This is a genomic window from Stakelama pacifica (assembly GCF_004361835.1).
GTDB lineage: Bacteria > Pseudomonadota > Alphaproteobacteria > Sphingomonadales > Sphingomonadaceae > Sphingomonas > Sphingomonas pacifica.
The window spans coordinates 190,052-214,938 of the sequence record NZ_SNWD01000002.1; the positions used below are offsets into that span (position 1 = coordinate 190,052).

Below are 24,887 nucleotides of genomic sequence, written 5' to 3' on the forward strand. Positions count from 1 at the left end.
TTCCTGTTCTAGGTCGGCTCACCGCCCGCGTCGAGCCGGTCGAGAAAGGCGCGCGCACTCGCCCGGAGCGAACGCTTCACGTCCGCATCCATTTTCTCCCAGCTCCGATAGGGCATGGCGAGACGGCGATTATCGCCCAGCCGATCCTGATTGCGCGCCAGAAAATCCCAATAGAGCGCGTTGAACGGGCACGCATCCGCGCCCGTCCGCTGCTTCACATCATAGCGGCAGGCCTCGCAATAATCGCTCATCCGGTCGATATAGCTGCCCGACGAGGCATAGGGTTTGGACGCCAGCAGCCCGCCATCGCCAAACTGACTCATCCCCAGCGTGTTGGGCAGTTCGACCCATTCATAGGCATCGGCGTAGATTTCGAGGTACCAGCGATGCACCTGCGCCGGATCGGCACCGATCAGCAGCGCGAAGTTGCCGGTAATCATCAGCCGCTGGATATGATGGGCATAGCCATGGTCGAGCGTCTGACCGATCGATTGCGCCAGACAATGCATGTCGGTCTCACCGGTCCAGTAGAAAGCGGGCAGGTCGCGCGTCGCGTTCAGGAAGTTGCGGTCGCCATAGTCCGGCCCTTCGCGCCAATAGATGCCGCGCACATATTCGCGCCATCCGATAATCTGGCGGATAAACCCTTCGGCAGCGTTCAGCGGCACCTTGCCCTGCGCATATCGCTCCGCGACATCGCGGCACAGATCGAGCGGATCGAGCAGCCCGGAATTGAGATAGGGCGACAGCAGGGAGTGCCAGAGGAACGGCTCGCCCGTCAGCATCGCGTCCTGATAATCGCCGAAACAGGGCAGCGCATGGTCTAGGAAATTGCGCTTCTGCCGCATCGCTTCTTCATGGCTGACCGCGAAGTGGAAATGGTCGAGGCTGCCCGGATGATCGGCAAAACGCGCCGCGACCAGATCAAGCACCTCGCGGGTGATATCGTCGGGCTGGAACCGGATCGGGCGCGGCATGTCGAGCGTGCCCGATGGCGGGGCTTTCCGGTTCTGCTTGTCGTAATTCCATTCGCCGCCTGCCGGTTTGTCCCCGTCCATCAACAGGCCGGTCTTGCGCCGCATCTCGCGATAGAAAAATTCCATGCGGAGCTGTTTGCGCCCTTCCGCCCACTCATCGAACTCGGCATGGCTGGCGAGGAAGCGCGTGTCGGGGCGAATATCGACCTCCGCCTCGAACCGGGTGTCCCACGCCCCGAGCATCGCAGCCACGCGCCATTCGCCCGCTTCGGTGACGATGATCCGGTCGGGCGAATGCCGCTCCACCGCGCGCGCGACTTCACCGGTAAAGCTGCCCGAATTATCGGGGTCGTCGAGCCGGATATAGTCCACCCGCCAGCCCAGATCGCGCAGACGATCGGCATGATGGCGCATGGCGGAGAGGACATAAGCGAGCTTCGCCTTGTGATGGCGGACATAGCCCGTCTCTTCGGCGACCTCCATCATCAGCACGACCGTATCGGCAGGATCGGCATCGCTGAGCGAAGATATATCGGGGCTGAGCTGATCGCCCAGAATCGGGATGAGGGTGCCGACCATTATTCCCTTGCGCGTCCTCAATCCCTACATCGCCGGTCATGACACCAAAGCATCTCGGCCAGACCAGCCCGCTTCCTGCTTCTCCCGAAGCTGCGGAGCTTGATTATGTTCCCAATCCGCGCCCCGGAAAGCCCTATCTGGTGCGCTTTACCGCACCCGAATTCACCTCGCTCTGCCCGGTGACGGGGCAGCCCGATTTCGCGCATCTCGTCATCGATTATGCGCCGAATGAGAGCATCGTCGAATCGAAATCGCTCAAGCTCTTCCTCGGCGCGTTCCGCAACCATGCGGCGTTTCATGAGGATTGCACCGTCGGCATCGGCGAACGGCTATTCACCGAAATGGCTCCGCACTGGCTGCGCATCGGCGGATATTGGTATCCGCGCGGTGGCATTCCGATCGACGTGTTCTGGCAGTCCGGCCCGCCGCCCGCCGGCATGTGGCTGCCCGATCAGGACGTGCCCGGCTATCGCGGGCGCGGCTGAGCATCGTGCTCCCCGTCATTGCGAGGGCAGCAGGGCCGAAGCAATCCAGCTACGCGCAACGGGCACTGGATTGCTTCGCTACGCTCGCAATGACGGGTAATGGTTATTCCACCGTCACCAGCCGCCTTGTGCGCCGATACAGCAACGTCATCAGCGCGACGAACAGTACCACGCCGATGACCAGCGCCACACCTTCAAAACCGGGTCCGGCGAGCGACAGCACATCGCCGCTTCCTGCCCCGGCAACGATCCCTGCAAACACCACGCCCCACAGGCTTTCGCCGACGATCATGCCGGTTGCGGTGAGGACGCCCATCCGTTCGGCAAATTCCGGGTCCTTCCGCTTTGCCGCCCAGCGGTCGTAGAACCAGCCGATCAGCGCGCCCGCCGATACCGGCAGCATCAGCGACATGGGCAGATAGACACCGATCCCGACCGCGAGCGGGGGAAGCCGCATCCGCCCCAATGCGCCGAGCACTTCGTCGAGTATCACGAAGATCACGCCGGCAACCGCGCCCCAGCCGATCATCGCCCAGTTAAGGTCGCCGCCCAGCACGCCCTTTGCCAGCGCAGAGATCAGCGCCGCCTGCGGTGCGGGAAGCGCGTTCGGGCCTGCCCCCGGTGCGCCCGCAAATCCGAACGCGCTGTTGAGCAGGTCGAGCACCGGCGGAATGATCAGCGACCCGAAGACTACGCCGATGACCAGCGCCACCTGCTGCTTCCACGGCGTCGCGCCGACGAGTTGCCCGGTCTTCAGATCCTGAAGATTGTCGTTCGAAATCGTCGCCACGCCGAACACGACGCCGGTCACGATCAGCGCATAGGCGACCAGCGCCGCCACCGTATCGGGGGACGAATCGCGCCCGAACAGTCCGGCGAGCATCAGCGCGGCGGCGACCACCGACAGGATACCGATCCCCGAAACCGGCGAATTGGATGCGCCGATCAACCCCGCCATATAGCCGGTAACCGCCGCAATCAGCAGGCCGATGACCGCAACGAACACGACCGCACCCGACACCAGCAGTGCCTCCGACCCGGCAAGCGGCCCCGATGCGATGACGCTGTAGAGCAGCCACCCGATCGCAATCAGCATCACGACCGACCCTGCCCCGACGATCGCGATGGGCAGGTCGCGCTCCTCGACCGCCAATGCTTCGCCCGCATGGCGCGCGCGGCTCGCCGCCATGGCGGAGCGCACCCCGCCGATCACCGGCCCTGCGATCCGCAGCAGCGTCCAGATCGCCGCCACGCCGATCACGCCCGCACCAAAGAAACGGATATCATCACCCAATATCTGCCCCGCCCATGCCTCCGGCCCGCCGGGAAGCGGGTTTTGCGTGGTGAGGATGGGAAGCAGGATGCCCGAAGAGACGATCACGCCGACGAACATGGCAAGCCCGACCGATATGCCGACCAGATGCCCGACACCCATCAGCGCGAAGGACAGCGTGAATCCGCCGCCGGTCGCACCGCTGCCGACGCGAAACCAGCGCGTCGCCTCACCCGCGACCAGCCGCGTCTGGGTGAGTACGGCAAAGCCCGCGCTCGCGATCGAATTCCACAGCAGCACTGACAGCCCCTTGCTGCTTTCCGCCGCACCTTCACGCGATTGCGACCCGACTTTCAGCACTTCGGCCGCTGCCTTGCCCTCCGGGTACGGAAGGTCGCTATCGACCACCAGCGCGCGGCGCAGCGGCACTGAGAATAGCACCCCCAATATCCCGCCCGTTCCGGTGATCGCTGCCGTCGTCCAATAGGGAAAGCCCTGCCACCAGCCGATCATCACCAGTCCCGGCAGGACGAAAATGATCGCGGCCAGCGTTCCGGCAGCACTTGCCACCGTCTGGACGATATTGTTTTCCCAGATCGTCGAATCCTTGAACCCGCGCAGGATTGCCATGGAAATGACAGCGGCGGGGATTGATGTTGCGAAGGTCAGCCCGACCTTCAGCCCCAGATAGACATTGGCGGCGGTGAACAGCAGCGTGATGAGCCCGCCCAGCAATATCGCGCGAAGCGTCAGCTCCGCCGGGGATCGTTCGGCGACGCCGCCGCGCTTCTCATCGTTCAAGGCTCTATCCTGGCTGTCATGGTTTTCGATGCGCCCTGATGACATGTGCAGGCGTTTCGCGCTATGGCGGAAATGTTCTTGCTATGTCCAACCCCGCTCCCTCCGTCCGAAAGATCATCCATGTCGATATGGATGCGTTTTTCGCGAGCGTCGAACAGCGCGACAACCCCGATTTGCGCGGGCTTCCCGTCGCCGTCGGCGGGGCGAAGGCGCGCGGGGTGGTGGCGGCTGCCAGTTACGAGGCGCGGCGCTTCGGGGTGAAGTCGGCGATGCCCTCGGTCACCGCGATTCGCCGCTGCCCCGATCTGATCTTCGTACCGCCCCGGTTCGAGGTCTATCGTGCAGTGTCGGGGCAGATACGCGAGATTTTCGCTGATTATACCGACCTGATCGAGCCGCTGTCGCTGGATGAGGCCTATCTCGACGTGACTGAGGACCGGCACGGCCTTGGATCGGCCAGCGCCATTGCCGAAGCGATTCGCGCGCGCATCCGCGAACAGACCGGCCTCACCGCCTCGGCCGGTGTGTCGTATAACAAGTTCATCGCGAAACTGGCGTCGGACCAGAACAAGCCCGACGGGATTTGCGTCATCCCGCCGGCGCGCGGTGCCGCATTTGTCGCAACGCTGCCGATCCGACGGTTTCACGGCGTGGGGCCGGTGACTGCGGCGAAGATGGAGCGGCTGGGCATTCACACCGGCGCTGACCTTGCCACCAAGAGCCTCGACTTTCTGACCGCGCATTTCCGGTCGAGCGCCGAATATCTCTATGGTGCGGCGCGTGGAGAGGATCATCGCCCGGTGCGGCCCGACCGTCCGCGCAAATCGGTGGGTGCCGAACGTACCTTTGGCGAAGATTTGCGCGATCGCGATTCGCTTCTTGCGGCGCTGGCGCGGGTTGCCGATGCAGCATGGGAGCGGGTCGAGCGGAGCAGCGCGCGCGGGCGCACGGTGACGCTGAAGGTCCGCTTTGCCGACTTCACCACACGGACACGGGCGATCAGCTTCCCGCATGATGTGGCGGGGCGCGATGCATTTCTGGCGACCGGTGAAACGCTGCTCGATCAATTTCTTCCGACCGCGCTCGGCATTCGTCTGCTCGGGCTGACGCTCTCGGGGATCGACCATAGCGACGCCGAAGCGCAGGCGGCCCAGCCCAGCCTGCCGCTATAGCGCGTGATGGCATGGCCCCCAATCGGGGCACGCCCCACCCCAGCCCCTCCCCTGAAGGGCAAGGGTTATACCAAGCTGCATGGATGGCGACCGATCCACCCGCCGTCATGCCGGCGCACGCTCGCATATGCTGCCGGTGCGCTGCTCCGTTCTCCCCAAGCCTCCCGCAGACCCCAGCTTTCGCCGGGGTGACGGCTGGTGGCGAGGATCCCGATACTCGGATAGGTCGGCATAAACGCAGCCCGCTATCAATTCACACATCCGCCCGCCAAAAAACACAAGGCCCGCCCGGTTTCCCGGACGGGCCTTTTTCACCGCGTCATGCGTGGTGCTTTTTCAGCGATTATTCGTCATCACCATTATCGATGCCCACCGCAACATAGGCGCTGACATTATTGTGGCGGACATAGAGCAGCACCTGGCTGCGCCCTGCGGCCTTCGCCTTGGCAACCACACTGCCTAGTTCGGCGGCGGAGGTCACCGGCACGCGGTTCGCCGAATAGATGATATCGCCCCGGCTCAGACCCTTTTGCGCGGCATCGCTCGACGGGTCGGCACCGACCACGACCACGCCCTTGGTATCGGCCGACACGCCCAGCTGACGCGCGATGCGCGGCGTGATCTCAGTCACATTGATGCCGAGCGATTCGGTCGGGCTCTTGGTCTCTGAATCAGGGTTCTGCGGAATGCCCTCATCGTCCCCCTGGCTGAACTGGGAAAGCTCGCTTTCGGGCGGCCGCTGAGCGAGCGTCGCACGCACCGTCATCCGCTTGCCATCGCGCAGCACTTCGAACGGGATGGTTTCACCCGGCTTCACATTGGCGACCAGATAGCTCAGCGACTGTTCGTTGGTGACGTCCTTGCCATCAACCTTCAGAACGAGATCGCCCTGCTTGATCCCGGCCTTCGCCGCCGGACCGCCCGGTTCGACCCCGGCGATCAGTTCGCCCTTGCCGCGCTCGACGCCCAGTGCGTCATAAATATCGTCAGTCATCGGCTGAATCTGCACGCCCAGATAGCCGCGCTGAACCTTGTCGCCCTTCATCAGGGTGTTGACGATCGGCTGCGCCTCGGTCGCCGGGATCGCGAAGCCGATGCCGACATTGCCGCCCGAGGGCGAGAGGATTTGTGAATTGATGCCAATCACATTGCCCTGCATGTCGAACATCGGGCCACCGGAATTGCCCCGGTTGATCGCGGCATCGGTCTGAATGAAGCGGTCATAAGGGCCTCCGCCGGTCACGCGGTGAACGGCGGAAATTATACCCGCAGTCACCGACGATCCGATACCGAAAGGCTGACCGATCGCGATCACCCAGTCGCCGACGCGCGCCGAATCGGAATTGCCGAATTTGACGAAGGGCAGGTTGGTGCCGTCGATCTTCAGCACCGCAAGGTCGGAGGCGGGATCGTTGCCGATCAGCTTCGCCTTATATTCCTTGCCGTTGGTCAGCGTCACGGTGATCGTCTGCACCACCGCATTGGCGCTGCCCGCTGCGATCACGTGGTTGTTGGTGACGACATAGCCGTCGGGCGAAATCAGAAAGCCCGAGCCGAGCGATTCCGCCTCACGCGTGACCGGACGCCCGCCCCCCTGCTGCCCGAAAAACTGTTCGAACGGCGTTCCGGCGAACGGGTTGGCATTCACCTTCACCTTTTGCGTGGTGGAGATGTTGACCACCGCCGGCTGCAGCTTTTCCACCATATCGGCGAAGCTGGCAGGCGCACCGGGGCGCGGCGCGACCTGCGCCATGTTGCTGCGGTCATTCTGCGCCGTCTGCGCGCCCGCCGGCTGTTGAATCGTCATCGAAGCGGCTGCGCCGCCGAGGAGTAGTGCGGTGGTGATCGCGTAAGCGTAGCGCACGGATATCGGTCCTCTCAAAATTGCGTGGGGAGTAGCATCAATACGGGTTCATGCCGCAGAAATGCTGAACCTCGTTTGAATATGAACGAAACTGGGCACTCTATTCCCCGACAAATTCTTTAAGATATTCATTGTCGGGCGAAAGAATGATGTTCGTCTTGCCCTCCGGATTCGTTCCGTCCACGCCGAACGTATGGCGATAGGACTGCATGGCGCGCCAGAAATCATAGAATTTCGGGTCTTTGCCGAAACTGTCGGCATAGATTTTGGCGGCCTGCGCATCGGCATCGGCGCGAATGATCTGTGCGGTCTTGAGCCCCTGTGCGCGAATCGTCAGCGCCTCCTGCTCGCGCGCGGTGCGCATGCGCTGGAACGCGCTTTGCAGGGGGCTGCCGCTCGGAAGGTCGGCATGCTTGATCCGGACATCGACGATCTGAACGCCATATTGGCGAGCCACACGGTTCAGGCCGGTCTGGATATTCTCCATCACCTGCCCGCGTTCCGGGCTGAGCAATGCCGCGAACTCACGCTTGCCGAGCTCATTGCGCAGTGCAGAGCCGAGCAGCGGCGCCAGCGCGGTGCGCACTGCCTCTTCCGACCCCGCCGTCACGACCATGCGCAGCGGATCGACGATCCGGAACCGGGCAAAGGCGTCGACCTCCAGCCGGAGCTGGTCGGTCGAGAGCACCGGCTGATTGTCGAGTTCGAGGTCGAGCACCCGCTTGTCGACCCATACGATATGATCGACGAACGGAATTTTCGCGATCACTCCGGCGCCGCTTTTGCCGAGCGGCGTATCGGGGCGCCATTTGTTCACTGTCCGGATCGGCTGCTGGAACCGGAACACCACCGCCTGACGATATTCAGGAACGATCGTGAAGGTGTTGAGCAGGATGAGCACGACGACCAGTGCCGCAACGGCAAGGGTCACCGGATTGCGCAGGAAACCCCGGTTCATTGGCCACCTCCCTGCGCCTGCGATCCGCCGGACGAATCGCCTGTCGTCGGTGCGGGAACGCTTTTCGCGCCCGAATTCATCGGAAGATAGGGAACCACGCCCCTGGGCTCCACGATCGTCTTGTCGGACTTCGCCAGAACCTTCTCCATGGTTTCATAATATAGCCGTCGACGAGTCACATCCGGTGCCAGCTTGTACTGGGCATAGATTTTGTCGAACTCGGCCGCCTCGCCCTGTGCGCCGGCAAGGATCTGCTGCGCATAAGCACGCGCCTGATTGATATTGGCCTGCGCATCCTGCTGCGCCGCAGTCACTTTCTTGAACGCCTCATCCACCTCTGCGGGGGGTGAGGAGTTCTTGATCGCGACGCCCTGAATAGCAACGCCCGCCTGATATTCGTTGAGCAGTTGCTGCATGCGCTGCGCCGCACGGCCTTCGATCGCCGAACGACCGGCACCGATCGCTTCGTCCAGCGACACTTCGGCAAGCTCCTCACGCATCGCGCTTTCGGCGACCGCGCGCACCGTGTCTTCGGGATTGCGGATCTGGAACACATAATTTTGCGGATTGGAGACGTTCCAGCGCACCTGATAGCTGAGATCAACGATATTCTGGTCGCCGGTCAGCACCAGATTTTCGCCGCCGCCTTTCGGGAAGCTGTCTTCGCGAATCTTTTCGACATCGACCTTCTGCACCGATTCGATCGGCGCGGGCAGCGTCATCTTGACGCCGGGGCCGAGCGTTCGGGTGTAATTGCCGAACGTCGTCACCACGCCGCGCTGCTGCGGACCGATGATGTGGAAACAGGTGAAGACAAGCCACACCGCTATGATCACGACGATCCCGGCGATCCACAGACCACGACCGCCCGGCGCCTGAAACCCGCCGCCGCCGCTGCCATCGCCGCCGGGGCCACCGCCGCCACGCCGGGCGCGTTTCAGAAAGTCGTCCAGCGAAGTCACGCTGCCGCTGCGCCGCCGCCCTTCGGGCGGAAACTGCCAGGGATTGCGCGGTCCGCCGCCATTGCCGCCGGAACCTTCGCCATCGCCAGAGCCCCCGCTTCCCCAGGGACCCTTATTCTCGCTCTTCAGGATCGCGCCGAACCGCGTCATCCACCCCGTCCAATAGACCATGCAGGCCTTTATAAGGACATGCGCGCCGATTTACAGTGGCGAGACGCCGATTTCCTATTATCTGCCCCCGCATGACCGATGCAAAACAAGTGGAAGCAGCGCTTGGCCCCGTCGCCGCAGGGCGGGCAAGCGTTCGGATGAAAGACGGATGTGCCGATATCATCCTGGATGTTACCGGCCTGCCGCAGGCCGCGCGCGACGCACTTGAGGCGGATGTGAAGGGTGCGGCCGCCGCCGTTCCCGGCGTCGAGCAGGTGCGAATCGCGCAGACCCAAAGCCGGGTCGAGCGCACGCTGATCGCGATCGCGAGCGGCAAGGGCGGTGTCGGAAAATCGACCGTTTCGGCCAATCTCGCCATCGCTCTGGCGCGCGGCGGCCGAAAGGTCGGACTGGTCGATGCCGATATCTATGGCCCTTCCCAGCCCAAGCTGATGGGTGTCGAGGGAACCAAGCCGCAAGCGCGCGAAAAGACGCTGCTGCCCGTTCCCACCCCCTATGACGTTCCGATCCTGTCGATGGGGCAGATGGTCGATGCGGGAAGCGCGCTCGCCTGGCGCGGGCCGATGGCGGCAAGTGCGCTAGGCCAGCTGGTCGATGCCGATTGGGGGGACAGGGACACGATCCTGATCGACCTGCCGCCCGGCACCGGCGATGTTCAGCTGACGATGGTGCAGAAGCATAAACCCGCAGGCGCTGTGATCGTTTGCACGCCGCAGGACCTTGCGCTGATCGACGCCCGCCGCGCGATCGACCTGTTCACCAAAACGGGCGTGCCGATCCTTGGCATTGTCGAGAATATGGCGGGCTATACCTGTCCCGAATGCGGTGCGATTTCCGATCCGTTCGGGCGCGGCGGCGCGGAAGCGGCGGCGAACGATCTCGGCGTACCCTTTCTTGGCCGCATCCCGCTCGATATCGCGATCCGCACCAGCTCCGATGCGGGCACGCCGCCCGCCGCCGGGAACGGTGCCGAAGCAGAGGCGTTCGTCGGCATAGCAAAGAAGGTCGCCGAGCGAATCGCGACGCTGAAAGGATAAAACGCCATGCCGCTTACCCGCGATGAGGATATCAAAGCGCTGCTCGAAGAGGTGCGGACAATCGCGATGATCGGCGCGTCCGACCGGCCGGACCGCGCATCGAACGGCGTGATGAAATTCCTGCAGGATCAGGGCTATCGCGTGATCCCGATCAACCCGTCGATCACCGGCGAGCATGTCCATGGCGAATTCGTCTTCCGCGATCTGGAGCAGATCGAGAAGGTCGACATGGTTGATATCTTTCGCAACTCAGACGCCGCGGGCGAGGCAGTCGATCAGGCGATCGCCCATGGCGCGAAGGCGGTGTGGATGCAGCTAGGCGTGGTCAACGAAGAAGCGGCGGCCCGCGCCGAAGCGGCGGGGCTGAAAGTCGTGATGGACCGCTGCCCCAAGATCGAAATCCCCCGGCTCGGCATCGCACCGGTGGGGTAAACCGAAATTAGCGCGCCGCTCCTGCCGACACGCGCTCAGTCGCAGTGACCGCAGCGGTGGTCGGTGAAGGCGCACGCTCGACAAGCGGGCGGAAAGCGACGGATAGCAGCATCGGCGGGCCGCCGATAATTTCGGGGATCGGCGGCACCATCAGAAAGCCGCTTTCTTCGCATTGGAAAAGGTACGGCGCGACCTGAGCCATACCCTCCAGCGTCGGAACTGCATCGACCGCCTCCTGCTTGGCCGCGCTGCTATCGTCTTTGAACCGATCGACCGGCACGAAGCGGGCGGAAGCGATCTGCACCCATTCGTATTTTTTCCCGAACTGGATACCGACCGCATATTGGCCAGCGCCGACCGGGACATGGACCGCGAAATATCCCTCATGCGTCGGCGAGGCTTTTACGCTTGACGGGACAACGTCCCGACCGTCGGCCAGCAGAATATCGATATCGAAACCGCTGTCACAGAAATCAGCGTGACGAAGGTCGAGGCCGCAGCGCCGCTGCGCGAACAGCGACAGGTTGAGCGGCAAGCCGTGCCCGCGCAGCTCGGCGGGCAGGTACATGCGATCGGCGCCTTTGAGGTAGAAAAGCCCCTGATCCTTCAGCCCCGCCGCCGCGATATCGGGGTCGAACAGCTTCACCACCTCATCGCCGCCCAAATTGACGTCATGTTCGAACTGTTCGAGCACTGCCAGCTCCTCAGGCTGGGGCAGGAACATCAGGCGTGACAGCACCGCAGCCGCCGCGCGACAGTCGATCGCCCCGTCCGGAACCTGCACCCGCACAATCGCGCTACCATCGGCAAGCGCATAACCGACGGTGCCCTTCTGCGCCGCTTCGCGCGTATCGCTCTGACGCCCCTTGAGGCTGACGTCACGGCGTACCGTCTCACCCGTTTCGGTATAGTCGATGACCGACCCTTGCGCCGCTGTGCAAAGCTGTTCGAGCACCGCGACATTGGCCGCCATCGCTTCCAGCGTATCGGCGTCATGCGTCGATCCGTCGAACAACCCCGCTTTGTCGAAGCCCGTCACATCCTGTTCGCGCAGGATCAGATAGCGACCCGCGACATCAACGCCCAGCCGCTCGCGCAGCACCGGCTCGATCTGATTCTGCACCGTGCCGTTATAGCCAAGATCGATCACCATCAGCGTATCGCCCGGCGCGATATCGATTTCGCGCCGCAGATACGCCTCCAGCCGGTCGCCATAGGCACGGGAGCGCATCTGGATCGCTTTGCTTTTTTGCGGAGTCGCAAGAATGCGGTGCAGCGCGACCGCCTCACCCTTTTGCGGCAAAGCGTCGCAAATCGTCCGCACCTCCTCATCGGTAAAGTGAAGCTGGCGAAGCATATCGGCGGACGTGCCATTGCCGATTTCCGCCTCGATATAGTCCTGAAGCCGTTCGGGCGTATCGATGCTCGCCGCGATCGCAGTGAAACGGCTGAGTTCGATCGCATGGCTGCCCGCGTGCGGAAACATCGCGTCGAACACCCGGCGCGGCAAATGGCCGTCGCGCATCAGGAACAGGCGATGCACCCGGCCGCCCTTCGCTTCCAAAGCTTCGCTTTCACGCGCCACCCAGCGCGCGAACGGGGCGAGCACGGGACCGAGTACGCTGAAACCAAGCGCCTCGGCCGGATCGTCGATCCTCGGTTCGCCCGCCGCCAGCGTCGCGCGGTGCGGCTGAAACGCCATCTCGCCGATATCGACCAGCCCGCCCGATGCCGCTTCCAGCCGCAGCCGCTGCACGGTTTCGGGGCGGAACTGCAGAAGATGCAATGCGGGGATGCCGAGCTTCTGCGCCGCTTCCAGATCAGCGCGCGGATTGTCGCCGATATGCAGGACGCGCGCCGCTTTGGTCTTCATCTCCTTCAGCATGACGCCGAGCAGGCCCTCGCTCTTCGACTTGCCCTGATCGGACGAGGAGAAGATCCGGTCGATCAGCGCGGCGACATCCTCGCCCGCGCTCGCCGCGATCAGGGCGCGGAGCTGTTTCGCGCTCAGATAGGTGTCGCTGACGATCACGACCGTTTTTCCGGCCGCCTTCGCCCGGCGCATCAGTTCCACGGTGGGCGCAAAGGCGAAACAGTGCCGCGCCTCCAGATCCAGCTCAGCCTGCACCGCGGCCGCGCGTGCCTCGTCATCGGCATTGGGGAAAAGCTGCGCGTAAATCTCGGCGATCTTCGCTTCGTTGCGGCCATGGCGAAGCACGGTCGAACGACGTGCATGTTGTTCGGCCCAGATGCGCTGTTGCTGAGTCACGCCGGGAAGCAGGCGGAACAGGTCGTGCGGCGCGTGGCAGTCGCGCCACAGCAGCGTGTCGAAACAATCGAGCGAGAGAATCCTGACGCTGTCGCGCCCTTCCAAAGCGTCGGGCAATGCGTGCGGCAGGATGGTGCTATCGGTCATGTGAACTCCCCGGAACCGATAGCTTTATAGAATGCTAACCGGCCCGCCGGTCGGAACATCCTTAACGCTTCGGTTCGAAAGGAGCTTGTCGGCGGAGCCGGTGGGGCTCCGCCGACGAAAGAAATCAGTCGCGCAGCAGTTCGTTGATGCTGGTTTTCGCGCGCGTGCCTTCATCAACCTGTTTGATGATGACCGCGCAATACAGCGCCGGCTTACCGTCGCCGCCGCCCAGCGATCCGGGCACGACTACGGAATAAGGCGGCACTTCACCGCGCGTGACTTCGCCGGTTTCGCGGTTCACGATCTTGGTCGATTTGCCGAGATACACGCCCATCGACAGCACCGCGCCTTCACCGACGCGAACGCCCTCGGCGACTTCGGCGCGCGCGCCGATGAATGCGCCGTCACCGATGATCACCGGATCGGCCTGAAGCGGTTCGAGCACGCCGCCGATGCCCGCCCCGCCCGACAGATGGACGTTGCGCCCGATCTGCGCGCAGCTTCCCACCGTCGCCCAGGTATCGACCATCGTGCCTTCGCCCACATAAGCGCCGATATTGACGAAGCTGGGCATCAGCACCGCGCCCTTGCCGATATACGCGCCATGGCGGACGATCGCGCCGGGCACCGCGCGGAAGCCGCCGGCGCGGAACGCCGCGTCGTCCCAGCCGTCAAATTTGCTCGGCACCTTGTCCCACCAGTGCGTGCCGCCGGGGCCGCCGGGAATCGCCTGCATATCGTTCAGCCGGAACGACAGCAGCACCGCCTTTTTCAGCCATTGATTGACGCGCCAGCCGCCGTTTCCGTCCGGCTCCGCAACGCGCGCTTCGCCCGAATCGAGCAGGCGCAGCGCCTCCGTCACTGCATCGCGAATATCGCCCCGCGTTTCGGTCGAAACCGATGCGCGGTCCTCCCATCCCTGATCGATGACGGTCTGCAACGCTTCGCTCAACTCATGCCTCCTGAATCTGTTCGAGCCACCGGCCAAGATTGCCGGTGGTGAAATCGATGAAATCGCGGTCCGCGTCCGGCCCCTGTTCGGAGCCGTTATTGACCCACAGCGTCGCCATGCCGATCGCCTTTGCCGGTTTCAGATTGCGCGCCATATCCTCGGCGAACAGCGCCGTTTCGGGGTCGATGGCATAAGCATCGCACAGCCCGCGATACACGATCGGATCGGGCTTGGGGCGATAGCTGGTCGCGTGAATATCGTGGATCGCCTCGAACGTCTCGCCCAGCCCCAGCCGGTCGAGCACGCGCCGCGCATAGGGGCCGTCGCCATTGGTGAAGACGAGCTTGCGCCCCGGCAGCTTCGCGATCGCAGCCGCAAGCGGCGCGTCATGTTCCAGTACGTCCATTTCGACATCATGGACATAATCAAGAAAATCATGCGGATCGATCGCGTGATTTTCCATCAGCCCCCAAAGGGTCGTGCCGTGCGCATGGAAATAGTCCTTCTGCACGCGAAACGCTTCTTCCCGACCGATATCAAGCATTTGCGCGACATAATCGGTCATCCGCGCATCGATCTGCGCGAACAGATTGGCGCTCGCCGGATAGAGGGTGTTGTCCAGATCGAAGATCCAGGTGTCGATATGGGTAAGGCGTTCGATCATGACGATCCGCGATCTAGGCCGCTACGCCACGCGGGGCAATGGCGCTCGCATTTTCGTTCGAATGGCGCTGCTCACCGGTAGCTAGGGATTATTACGGGTGCGGGTTGTTACGCGACTGGCGGCCATGGCGCACCTCTATAATTCTCATCATGCGACCGATGAACCTCAAAAACATGTTTCTGGGCTCCACCATGGTTGCGGGCGCGCTCGCGACGTCCGGCTGTGGCGGCAGCGGAAGCAGTGCCGGTTCGACGCCGCCCCCGGCGTCCGCCGCGCCCGCCCCCCTTCCCAATCCGTCACCGACGCCGACGCCCGTTACGACGCCTGCCCCCGCGCCCGCCGCCCCCCGTCCGAACATCAACTACGATACCGGCGAATATCGTAACTCGGTCGGAGCGGTTTCGATGAACGCCATCACGGCCTATCAGGCCGGAGCCACGGGCAACGGCGTTGTCGCCGGAATCGTCGATACCGGCATTGATCTGGAAAGTCAGGAATTCGGCGACCGGCTGCTTGCCGCATCGCGCAATGTCGCTGGCGGCGCGAGCGTCGACGATGTGTCAGGCCATGGCACCGCAGTTGCTTTCACCCTTGCCGGGCGGCGCAACGATACCGGCTCGCACGGCGTCGCCTTCGACGCGCAGCTGTTCGTGGCGCGCGGCGACACGCCGGGAAGCTGCATGCAGGAAATGGCAGGCAGCGCCAGCGATGGCTGTCTGTTCAGCGAAAGCGCAATCGCGGCCGGAGTCGATGCGGCCCGCAATGCCGGCGCGCGGGTAATCAACCTGTCGCTGGGCGGCGATGCGGCGGGAAATCAGGTGCGTCAGGCGCTGGCACGCGCGACTGCGGCAGGGATCATCGTGGTGATCAGCGCGGGCAATGACGGCAAGGCGGACCCTGACGGCTTTTCGCTTCCGGCGCTCGATGCGGCGGTGTCCAAAGGGCTGATCATCATCGCCGGGTCGGTCGATTCGTCGGATCGAATTTCGAATTTCAGCAACCGCGCAGGCACCGGTGCCGCGCACTATCTGACCGCGGTGGGCGAGGGCGTGCGCGCGCCCGGTGCCGAGGGCATGCCGCTGCTCTGGTCGGGAACATCCTTTTCCGCGCCGCAGATCGCGGGCGCGGTCGCGCTGCTCGCCCAGGCCTTTCCCAACCTTACCGGCAAGCAGATTGTCGAGCTGTTGTTCCGCACGGCGCGTGACGCCGGGGCGGCGGGGATCGATTCGGTCTATGGCAACGGCGTTCTCGACCTCACCGAAGCATTCCGTCCGCAGGGCACGATGGCGGTTGCGGGAACCGGCGCGACGGCGTCGACGAGCGTGAACGCAACGCTTTCCGCGCCGATGGGCGATGCGATGACCGGGTCGCTCCAGACGCTGATACTCGATTCCTATGACCGCGCCTTTACGATGGAGATCGGCGGAACGGTGCGCAGCGCGGCGCCGCGCACCATGCTGGCCTCAGCGCTCACTGACGGCTATCGCACGCTGGGCGCGGGCAATGGCCGGATCGGGATCGCGGTGACCGTCGCGCCCGGTGCGTCGGATACGGCGTGGCAGCCGCTCAGCCTGGGAATCGATGAGGCGACCCGCGCACGCGGTATGGCGGCCAGCATCGCCACGCGGCTGAGCGAAAACCTCTCCTTCGCCATCGCTACCTCGCAAAGCGGCACCGCGCTTGCCGCCGGTCTTGCCGGGGCGTCGCAGCCCGCATTTCTGATCGCCGCCGATCCCACGCAGAGCAGCGGTTTCGCTGCCGCTGCCGATGTTTCGGCCGCGATCCGTCGCACCTTCGGCCAATGGGGCGTCAGCGCCGCGATGGAGCGCGGCTCGGCGCTCGACCGTGCCCCTGAGCCGATGGAAGCGGCACGCGGCCGCTGGGACCGGTACGGCTATTATCGCTCCACCCTCGCGGTAGACCGGGCGTTCGGTGCGGTTCGCACCAGCGCCGCGCTGACCCGGCTGGATGAGAGCGAAAGCGTGCTCGGCGCGCATTTCAACGGTTCGCTGGGCGGCGCTCGCGCAGTGACATGGTTCGCGGATATCGGCGCGCGCGCCGATCTGGGCGATGGCTGGTCGCTGGGCGCAAGCGCGCGGCAGGGCTGGACCCGGGCAAGCCTTACCGCCGGAATCGCCGGTGGCGGCGCGATTCGCACGACAGGCTATGCGTTCGATATCGGACGGCGCGATGTCGCGGTCGCGGGCGACCGGCTAGCGCTGCGGATCAGCCAGCCGCTGCGCGTCGCTTCGGGCGGACTGGACCTCAGCCTGCCGGTTGCATGGGACTATAAGAGCAGCAGTGTTTCGGCGTTCCGGGTGCAGCGGCTCAACCTCGCGCCGCAGGGTCGCGAAGTCGATGCCGAACTGGGCTATGCCCGCCCGCTTGGGGAGGGACAGGTTTCGGGCAATGTCTTCTATCGCCGCGATCCCGGCAATATCGCCGCGCTGTCCGACGATTATGGGGTGGCGTTGCGCTTCTCGACCGGCTTCTGATTTCGACAGGGGTGGAAGCGGGGGAAGCGAACCACCATCTGAAGCAGCATGACCGGCTATTCTCTGCTCGACCTCGTCCCCATCATCGAAGGGGGCGATGCGTCGCTCGCCCTCGCCCATGCCGCCGATCTGGCGCGGCAGGCGGAGCAAAGCGGCTATAATCGCTATTGGGTCGCCGAACATCACGGCATGCCCGGCATCGCAAGCGCCGCGACTTCGGTCGTGATCGGCCATATCGCGGGCGCGACAAAGACGATCCGCGTCGGCGCGGGCGGCATCATGCTGCCCAATCATGCGCCGCTGGTGATCGCCGAACAGTTCGGCACGCTGGACGCGCTCTATCCCGGACGGATCGACCTCGGCCTTGGCCGCGCACCGGGATCGGATCAGACGGTATCGCGCGCGCTGCGCCGGACGCTGGAAAGCGATCCGCAGCAATTCCCGCGCGACGTGATGGAGCTGCAAAGCTATTTCGCCGATGACGGCCAAACCGGCGTGCGCGCCGTGCCCGGCGGCGGGGCGAAGGTGCCGCTCTGGATTTTGGGCTCCAGCCTGTTCGGCGCACAGCTCGCTGCGGCGCTGGGCCTTCCTTACGCATTTGCCTCGCATTTCGCGCCTGCCGCGCTCGATCAGGCGATCGCTATCTATCGCCGCGATTTCAAACCCTCGGCACAGCTTTCGAAACCGCATGTCATGCTCGGCTTCAACGTGATCGCCGCCGACAGCGATGAAGAGGCCGAATATCTTGCCACCTCGCAGCAACAGGCCTTTGTGGCGATCCGCACCGGACGCGCGATCAAATTGCCGCCGCCGGTGGCCGGATATCGCGATACTTTGGGCGCGCACGGCAATGCTGTGCTCGATCAGGTGCTCGAATGTTCGGCGATCGGATCGCGCGAAACCGTGGCGCGTGGCCTTGCTGCGTTCATCGAGCGGACGGGGGCCGACGAGTTGATGCTGACCGGCGGGATTTACGATGCCGAAAAGCGGCGGCGCTCCTTCGCCCTCGCGGCGGAAGCGATGCAGTCGCTCGGCGCGCAAGCGGCGGCGGCCGAATAACCCCCGCCGCCGGCTTTTCAGACGCGTGCAGGCAAAGGCCGCGCGCGCATCGCCTGATTGACCACCGCGCAGTAGCGGTTGCGGATCGCGTCATGCGCGGCGGCGGCGACGGGGCTGGTCGCGGCGATCGCCATGATCGCCTCTTCCTCCGCGCGGCGCGACAAATAGCATATGTCCGGTGTCGGGGTCATCGCTGGCTCTCCTCAATTCCCCTTATGGAATCAGGCTATTAGCAGCGATTCGTGGCAGCGGGATGACCGGCGGCGCGGCTGATCCGCAAAATCACCTCACCCCGCCGCGGGCAGACGCAGTCGAACGAGCAATCCGCCCAGATCCTCGCTCTCCTCCAGGCTCGCCGTGCCTTCGTAAATTTCGGCGACATCGCGGACAATGGCGAGGCCAAGCCCGGTGCCCGGCTTGCCCGTGTCGAGCCGGACGCCGCGTTCGAACAGGCGCTGGCGATCCGCCTCCTCGATGCCCGCGCCGTCATCCTCCACCATGATCTCGACAAAGCCAGCTTCGGCGCGCGCGGTGATGAACACGCTGCCGCCGCCATATTTTGCGGCATTTTCGACGAGGTTGCCGAGAATCTCCTCCAGATCCTGCCGCTCGATATGCGCGACCAGACCGGGCGAGGAATCGGTGTCGATCCGGACATGCGGATAAAGGCGCGACACCGCGCGCTCGACTGCCTCCACCGAAGCGCTGACATCGGCGCGGCTATGCGACGAACCACGCCGCCCGACCGCGCGGGCCCGGGCAAGATGGTGGTCGACCTGACGCCGCATCGTCCGCGCTTCGCGCACCACCGTCTGCGACAATTCGCCCGACTGGGCGCTGGCGGCGTTCATGATGACGGTCAGCGGCGTTTTGAGTGCGTGGGCAAGATTGCCGGCATGGCGGCGCGCCTCCTCCGCCTGACGATCATTATGCGCGACCAGCGCGTTCAGTTCCTCGACCATCGGCGCGACTTCGCTCGGCATCTCGCCCTCGATCCGGGTGATTTCGCCCGCGCGCAGCCGCGCAATCGCGATTCTCAGCTTGCGCAGCGGGATCAGCCCGTACCAGGTCTGCAGCACCACCATGAAGATCAGCCCCAACCCGAGCACCAGAAAGCTGCGCACGATCGTCCGCCGCATCGCGTTAATCTGCTCATCAAGCGTCTGCCGGTCCTGCGCCACCTGAAACCGCCAGATAACGGTGGAGCCGGGAAGTTTCAGGTCGCGTTCGACGACGCGCAGCTTCTGATCGGGAAACTGCCCGCTGTCATATTCATGCACTTTCATGTCATGATAGGGGTGATCGACCTTCAGCAACCGATCCCAAAGCGAGCGCGAGACGAAGGGTTCGAAGCCCTTTCCCGATACCTGCCAGTACAGGCCCGAATAGGGTTCGAGGAACCGCTGATCACCCAGCGGGCGGTTGAACACCACCCCGCCGTCCGACGCGATCTGCGCCGACACCATCATCGAATTCAGCAGATATTCGAGCTGATCGTCGAAATTGCGCGTCACCGCGCTGGTCAGCACGCGGTCGAGCGCGAAGCCGCCGCCCGACAGCAGCAGCATGATCCACGCCGCGGCGATGAAGATCATACGGCGGCTGAGCGAGCCGGTTATCCGCACATAGGGGCGCGGGGGCGGAGCGGGTTCGGCCACGTTGCTGGTACGGACGGCGGACAGCGAAACGGCTTATTGCGCCGCTTCCTGCCCCTCATCCTCAAGACTGTAGCCAAGCCCGCGAATCGTTGTGATCGTGTCGGCACCCAGTTTCTTGCGGATGCGCGTCACGAACACCTCGATCGTGTTCGAATCGCGGTCGAAATCCTGATCGTAAATATGTTCGATCAGCTCGGTCCGACTGACCACCTTGCCCTTATGGTGGAGCAGATAGGACAGCAGCTTATATTCCTGCGCGGTCAGCTTCACCGGGTCGCCGCTTTTGGTGACCTTGCCCGACCGGGTATCGAGCCGGATGTCGCCCGCGACCAGCTCTGCCGATGCATTGCCGCTTGCCCGGCGGATCAGCGCGCGCAGGCGGGCGATCAGTTCCTCGGTCTGGAACGGCTTGGCGACATAATCGTCCGCGCCCGCATCGAGCCCAGCCACCTTGTCCGACCAGCTGTCGCGCGCGGTCAGCACCAGAACGGGCATTACCTTGCCCTCTTTGCGCCAGCGATCAAGCACGGTCAGCCCGTCGATTTCGGGCAGGCCGAGATCGAGCACGACCGCGTCATAGCTTTCGGTCGAGCCGAGAAAATGCCCTTCCTCACCATCCGCGGCGACATCGACCGCATAGCCGGCGCCCTCCAATGTGGATTGCAGCTGCTGCCGCAGATTGGGCTCATCCTCGACGATCAGAACTCGCATCTCGTTCCCCTATATTGTCCCGCGCCGCCCGATCAGCCGCCGGTGCGTCGCAAAATATGGCCCGATCGGCCATCGACATCGACCCAGATCACCGCGCCCGCTCGCAGGAATTTCAACGTATATACGGCGGAATCGGGCTCGAAATCGAACCCCAGATATTGTGCGTCGGGCATTTGCGACACCACCCGGCGCAGAATTTCCCGCATCGGCAGGATTCGCCCGGCCTCACGCGCCTCGCGCGCAGCGTTCTGATCGCTGCGGCGCGACTGCGCTTCGGCTGGGGCCTCGATGACGCCGACGGCGCAAAGGGCCAAAAGGGCAAAAGCAACCATTCGCATTTCGGTTGGCATAGCTTGAGCGCGTTGAACAGCCTGTGAATGAAGCCGGTGGGTCGGTGAAACGTGCGTGCTTGCGAATTGGCTCCCCCGCGCCTACCTGCCGACGCCATGGCGGCACCGGTTCTGGCTTATGAAAATCTTGGTCTCCAGCAAGGCGCTGGATGGCTGTTTCGAGATCTCAACGTCTTTATCGGCGAACGCGACCGGCTGGCGCTGATCGGGCGCAACGGCGCGGGCAAGACGACGCTGATGAAGCTGATCGGCGATACCATCGAAGCGGATGAGGGCCGCCGCGTCATCCGGCCGGGTGTCAAAGTGGTGATGCTGGAGCAGGAACCGGCGATCGCGCAATTCGATACGCTGCTCGATTTCGTGCTCTCGGGCGACGATGCTCCCGAAAAATATGCTGCCGAAGCGATTGCCGATCAGCTGGGCATCGACCTGTCGCGCCCGGCAAAGACCGCCAGCGGCGGCGAACGGCGGCGGGCCGCGATCGCCCGCGCATTGGGGCAGGAGCCCGATGTGCTGCTGCTCGACGAACCGACCAACCATCTCGATCTCGCCGCGATCGACTGGCTGGAGGACTGGCTCACGCGGTTCAACGGCGCGTTCGTGGTGATCAGCCATGACCGTACCTTCCTCACCCGCCTGACCCGCCAGACGCTGTGGCTCGACCGCGGTTCGCTTCGCCGCAACGAAGTCGGGTTCGGCGGCTATGAGGCATGGACCGAGCAGGTGTTCGCCGAAGAAGCACGCGCCGCCGAGAAGCTGGATGCCAAGCTGAAGATCGAGGCGCACTGGCTTGAACGCGGCGTCACTGCGCGGCGCAAGCGCAATCAGGGGCGGCTCGAAAAGCTGCACCAGATGCGCGCCACCCGCGCCGCAATGATCGGCCCGGCGGGCACCGCCAAGCTGGCCGTGCAGAGCGATGATTCGAAGACCAAGATCGTCATCGACGCAGATTCGGTGAACAAGACCTATGGCGATCGCACGATCATCCGCGATTTCTCGCTGCGGGTGCAGCGCGGCGACCGGATCGGCGTGGTCGGCGCGAACGGCGCGGGCAAGACGACGCTGCTCAAACTGCTCACCGGCGAGATCGAACCCGATAGCGGCACGATCACGCGCGCCAAAACGCTGGACGGTATCTTCATCGATCAGCAGCGCAGCCTGATGTCGCCTGAAAAACAGGTGCGCGACATTCTGGCCGAGGGCGGCGACTGGGTCGATGTGCGCGGCACCCGCAAACATGTTCAGGGCTATCTGAAGGAGTTTCTGTTCGACCCCTCGCTGATCGATGCGAAGGTCGGCACGCTGTCGGGCGGCGAACAGTCGCGCCTGTTGCTGGCGCGTGAATTTGCGCGGTCGTCGAACCTGCTGGTGCTCGACGAGCCGACCAACGATCTCGACCTCGAAACGCTCGACCTGCTGCAGGAAGTGATCGCCGATTATGAAGGCACGGTGCTGATCGTCAGCCATGACCGCGACTTTCTGGATCGTACCGTGACGATCACGCTCGGCCTCGACGGTTCGGGCACGGTCGATGTGATCGCGGGCGGCTATGCCGATTGGGAAGCGAAGCGCAAGCCGAAGCCCGAAGCGAAAGCAAAGGGAAAGGGCGGCGGCGGATCGGGCGGCGCGGCACCCAAAGCGAAGCCGACCAAATTAAGCTATAAGGATCAGCGCGATTACGACCTGCTGCCCGGCCGGATCGAAGAGATCGATGCTGCCATCGAGCGCGATGAGGCGAAGCTCGCCGACCCCGACCTGTTCACCAGCGACCCCGATGCTTTTGCCGCGCTGACCCGGGGGCTGGAAAAGCTGCGCGACGAAAAAGAGGCGGCTGAGTTGCGCTGGCTGGAACTTGCCGAGCAGATCGAAGCGCTGGGCTGACCCCCGGCCGTTGCGGCTATTGCGTTAGCCGCAGCACCACGCGCGTGCCATCCGATCCCGACTCGGTGGCGACCGTACCCCGCGCCTGACGCGCAAAGGCATCGATCAGCTTTTGCCCCAGTCCGCCATCGGTGCGGTCGGGCACGGGTTCCTCCGGCATACCCACGCCGTTATCGGCGACGGCCAGCCGCCATCCGCCCGGTTCGCAGCGGAACGACACCTGAATCCGCCCCTCGGAACGCCCCGAAAACGCATGTTTGGCAGCGTTGGTGACCAGTTCGTTGACGATCAGTCCGATCGATACCGCCCGATCACGCGGCAATTGTACCGGATCGCTATGGCATTCGAGCCGGATTGCCCCGCGCAGCATCAGCGCCTCAGCCAGTGCGTCGCACAACTCCTTGATATACGACGCCATATCGACGCTGACCGGCCCGCTATCGCCGCGATACAGATGGCGATGCGCGCGGGCGATACTCTCCACCCGACTGAGCGCCGCCGCCAATGCTTCCGCCGTCGCCGGTTCGTTCGCGCGACGCCGCTGCATGTCGAGCAGGCTGACAACGACAGCGAAATTATTCTTCACCCGATGGTCGAATTCGGCGAGGAACAGATCGCGCTCGGCAATTTGCAGATCGCGCTCACGCGTGGCGCGGCGAGCGGAGGCGCGAAATATCTCTGCAATGCTGATCGTGATCGTCGCCGATATCGTGACCGATGCGACGCTGAGCGGGCCCGATGCGGTCGCGAAGTGGAACGAACCAGCTACCGGCCATAGAAAATACCAGCTGTGCAGGATCAATATCGCTGCGGTCAGTGCACCTGCCTGCCAATGCGCGAACAGCGTCGCCAGCATCGCGGCGGGAAAGATCAGCGCGAAGACAGCGCCGCCCGGAACGATTTCGTCGAGCAGCACCCGCACCAGCACCGCCATGGCGGTACAAACGAGCGCGACGAGCAGCCGCGAAAGCCATCGCGGCATGATCGGCGCGAGCCGTTCCGGTACGTCGATTTCCCCCAGCATCGTAATGCGAAAGTCTGACGCGCATAGCGCGCAAGTCAAGCGCTGTTCGCGCTAGTATAACTAATTATAATAAATATTTCCGTAACTTGTCGCCCTAAGTTCGCGACCTGCCCGGTTCAGAGACTTTTTCCGGAACGCCCCGCCAGATCAACAATATATTGCCATGCCACGCGTCCCGACCGGCTGCCGCGCCGGGTCGCCCAGTTGACTGCCTCTTCGGAATCGAAGGGCAGGTCGTGCGCTTCGGCATAGCCGCGTACGATATCGAGATATCCGTCCTGATCGAGCGCGTGAAAACCGAGGCTCAACCCGAACCGATCGGCAAGCGCGAGATTGTCGTCGATCGAATCGCGCGGGTTGATCGCACTTTCCTGCTCGGAAAGGTCGCGCGGGATCAGATGACGGCGATTGGCGGTAACGATCAGGCGGACATTGTCGGGCCGGGCATCGGCGCCCCCTTCGAGCAGCGAACGCAGCGCACGCCCCTCGCTTGCCGCTTCGAACCCCAGATCGTCGATGAATACGGCAAAGGCGCGACTGACCGGCGCAAGCGCGTCAAACAGCGCAGGCAGCGTGTCGAGCGGTGCGACCACCTCGACCAGCGCGACCCGCTTGCCCGCCGCCTGCGCCGCGCCGATCACGCTTTTGACAAGCGCTGATTTGCCGGTGCCGCGCGCACCCCAGAGCAGCGCATCCTGCGCGGCATGCCCGTCGGCGAGACGTTCGACATTGGCCTGCAATATCTCGCGCTGCCGATCGACGCCGTGGAGCAGTTCAAGCGGCAAAGGGCGAAACGCTCGCGCCGCGACCAGCGCGCGGCCATGCCATAGATAGGCCGGATGGGTCCCGGGGTCGGCGGAATCGGGCGGCGGCGGCGCCAGCCGGTCGAGCGCATCGGCGATACGGATCAGCGGATCGGTCATGGCCGGTGCTATACCGGCGACACGCGACATCTCAAAGCCGCCA

General features: G+C 64.0%; 21 protein-coding genes. 7 read left to right on the forward strand and 14 right to left on the reverse strand.

Going from position 1 to position 24,887, the window contains the following annotated elements; all coding sequences use genetic code 11:
- Nucleotides 1-8: 8 nt before the first annotated feature.
- Complete coding sequence (locus EV664_RS04085) at nt 9-1,556, reverse strand: cryptochrome/photolyase family protein (RefSeq protein WP_133494421.1); 1,548 nt, start codon at nt 1,554-1,556, stop codon at nt 9-11.
- A 38-nt stretch (nt 1,557-1,594) separates the two neighbouring features.
- Between EV664_RS04085 and queF the strand changes: the two genes are divergently transcribed.
- Complete coding sequence (gene queF / locus EV664_RS04090; protein WP_133494422.1) at nt 1,595-2,041, forward strand: preQ(1) synthase; 447 nt, start codon at nt 1,595-1,597, stop codon at nt 2,039-2,041.
- Between the two features lie 103 nt (nt 2,042-2,144).
- Here the strand turns inward: queF and EV664_RS04095 are convergent, their stop codons facing one another.
- On the reverse strand, nt 2,145-4,115 hold the full coding sequence (locus EV664_RS04095; RefSeq protein WP_229668107.1) for an OPT family oligopeptide transporter: 1,971 nt from the start codon (nt 4,113-4,115) through the stop codon (nt 2,145-2,147).
- 83 nt (nt 4,116-4,198) lie between these two features.
- Here EV664_RS04095 and dinB point away from each other — a divergent pair, with 83 nt between their 5' ends.
- Nucleotides 4,199-5,287, forward strand: coding sequence for a DNA polymerase IV (gene dinB / locus EV664_RS04100; protein ID WP_133494424.1), 1,089 nt, complete (start codon nt 4,199-4,201; stop codon nt 5,285-5,287).
- 343 nt (nt 5,288-5,630) lie between these two features.
- On the opposite strand, the gene EV664_RS04105 is transcribed toward dinB, so the two are convergent.
- From EV664_RS04105 to hflK, 3 genes are all read right to left on the reverse strand, one after another.
- Complete coding sequence (locus EV664_RS04105) at nt 5,631-7,151, reverse strand: DegQ family serine endoprotease (protein ID WP_133494425.1); 1,521 nt, start codon at nt 7,149-7,151, stop codon at nt 5,631-5,633.
- A gap of 100 nt (nt 7,152-7,251) precedes the next feature.
- Entirely contained in the window at nt 7,252-8,109 is an 858-nt protein-coding gene (gene hflC, locus EV664_RS04110; RefSeq protein WP_133494426.1) for a protease modulator HflC, read from the reverse strand.
- Nucleotides 8,106-9,242 (reverse strand): FtsH protease activity modulator HflK, encoded by a 1,137-nt coding sequence (hflK, locus tag EV664_RS04115; RefSeq protein WP_133494427.1) that lies wholly within the window; start codon nt 9,240-9,242, stop codon nt 8,106-8,108. The genes hflC and hflK overlap by 4 nt, the downstream gene beginning before the upstream one ends.
- A 71-nt stretch (nt 9,243-9,313) precedes the next feature.
- On the opposite strand from hflK, the gene EV664_RS04120 reads away from it, so the two are divergent.
- Complete coding sequence (locus EV664_RS04120; protein WP_133494428.1) at nt 9,314-10,279, forward strand: Mrp/NBP35 family ATP-binding protein; 966 nt, start codon at nt 9,314-9,316, stop codon at nt 10,277-10,279.
- Nucleotides 10,280-10,285: 6 nt separating this feature from the next.
- On the forward strand, nt 10,286-10,711 hold the full coding sequence (locus EV664_RS04125) for a CoA-binding protein (protein ID WP_133494429.1): 426 nt from the start codon (nt 10,286-10,288) through the stop codon (nt 10,709-10,711).
- Nucleotides 10,712-10,718: 7 nt separating this feature from the next.
- Here the strand turns inward: EV664_RS04125 and EV664_RS04130 are convergent, their stop codons facing one another.
- The 3 genes from EV664_RS04130 to EV664_RS04140 all read right to left on the reverse strand — a co-directional run bounded on the left by EV664_RS04130 (nt 10,719) and on the right by EV664_RS04140 (nt 14,743).
- Entirely contained in the window at nt 10,719-13,127 is a 2,409-nt protein-coding gene (locus tag EV664_RS04130) for an HAD family hydrolase (RefSeq protein ID WP_133494430.1), read from the reverse strand.
- A 124-nt stretch (nt 13,128-13,251) separates the two neighbouring features.
- Nucleotides 13,252-14,079, reverse strand: a complete 828-nt coding sequence (gene dapD / locus EV664_RS04135; RefSeq protein ID WP_133494431.1) for a 2,3,4,5-tetrahydropyridine-2,6-dicarboxylate N-succinyltransferase — start codon at nt 14,077-14,079, stop codon at nt 13,252-13,254.
- A 1-nt stretch (nt 14,080) separates the two neighbouring features.
- The gene (locus EV664_RS04140) at nt 14,081-14,743 is read right to left on the reverse strand and encodes a pyrimidine 5'-nucleotidase (RefSeq protein WP_133494432.1); all 663 of its coding nucleotides are present in this window, start codon (nt 14,741-14,743) and stop codon (nt 14,081-14,083) included.
- A 158-nt stretch (nt 14,744-14,901) separates the two neighbouring features.
- Here EV664_RS04140 and EV664_RS04145 point away from each other — a divergent pair, with 158 nt between their 5' ends.
- Together EV664_RS04145 and EV664_RS04150 are read left to right on the forward strand one after the other, a co-directional pair.
- Nucleotides 14,902-17,238: a S8 family peptidase gene (locus tag EV664_RS04145; protein ID WP_229668106.1), complete on the forward strand. Its 2,337-nt coding sequence runs from the start codon at nt 14,902-14,904 to the stop codon at nt 17,236-17,238.
- Nucleotides 17,239-17,286: 48 nt separating this feature from the next.
- Nucleotides 17,287-18,297 carry an LLM class flavin-dependent oxidoreductase gene (locus tag EV664_RS04150; RefSeq protein WP_133494433.1) on the forward strand — a complete coding sequence of 337 codons (1,011 nt, stop codon included), beginning with the start codon at nt 17,287-17,289 and terminating at the stop codon, nt 18,295-18,297.
- Nucleotides 18,298-18,314: 17 nt separating this feature from the next.
- Here the strand turns inward: EV664_RS04150 and EV664_RS19145 are convergent, their stop codons facing one another.
- From EV664_RS19145 to EV664_RS04165, 4 genes are all read right to left on the reverse strand, one after another.
- On the reverse strand, nt 18,315-18,488 hold the full coding sequence (locus EV664_RS19145; protein WP_162848767.1) for a hypothetical protein: 174 nt from the start codon (nt 18,486-18,488) through the stop codon (nt 18,315-18,317).
- A 96-nt stretch (nt 18,489-18,584) separates the two neighbouring features.
- Nucleotides 18,585-19,955 carry a sensor histidine kinase gene (locus EV664_RS04155; RefSeq protein WP_229668105.1) on the reverse strand — a complete coding sequence of 457 codons (1,371 nt, stop codon included), beginning with the start codon at nt 19,953-19,955 and terminating at the stop codon, nt 18,585-18,587.
- 33 nt (nt 19,956-19,988) lie between these two features.
- Entirely contained in the window at nt 19,989-20,666 is a 678-nt protein-coding gene (locus tag EV664_RS04160) for a response regulator transcription factor (protein ID WP_133494434.1), read from the reverse strand.
- A gap of 32 nt (nt 20,667-20,698) precedes the next feature.
- The gene (locus EV664_RS04165; RefSeq protein WP_308423512.1) at nt 20,699-20,998 is read right to left on the reverse strand and encodes a hypothetical protein; all 300 of its coding nucleotides are present in this window, start codon (nt 20,996-20,998) and stop codon (nt 20,699-20,701) included.
- A 114-nt stretch (nt 20,999-21,112) separates the two neighbouring features.
- Here EV664_RS04165 and EV664_RS04170 point away from each other — a divergent pair, with 114 nt between their 5' ends.
- A complete protein-coding gene (locus tag EV664_RS04170; protein ID WP_133494436.1) occupies nt 21,113-22,897 on the forward strand; it encodes an ABC-F family ATP-binding cassette domain-containing protein in 1,785 nt (594 codons plus the stop codon).
- Between the two features lie 16 nt (nt 22,898-22,913).
- Here EV664_RS04170 and EV664_RS04175 read toward each other — a convergent pair whose 3' ends face one another.
- Together EV664_RS04175 and EV664_RS04180 are read right to left on the reverse strand one after the other, a co-directional pair.
- Entirely contained in the window at nt 22,914-23,921 is a 1,008-nt protein-coding gene (locus tag EV664_RS04175) for a sensor histidine kinase (protein WP_133494437.1), read from the reverse strand.
- Between the two features lie 116 nt (nt 23,922-24,037).
- A complete protein-coding gene (locus EV664_RS04180; protein WP_133494438.1) occupies nt 24,038-24,844 on the reverse strand; it encodes an ATP-binding protein in 807 nt (268 codons plus the stop codon).
- Between the last annotated feature and the right edge of the window lie 43 nt (nt 24,845-24,887).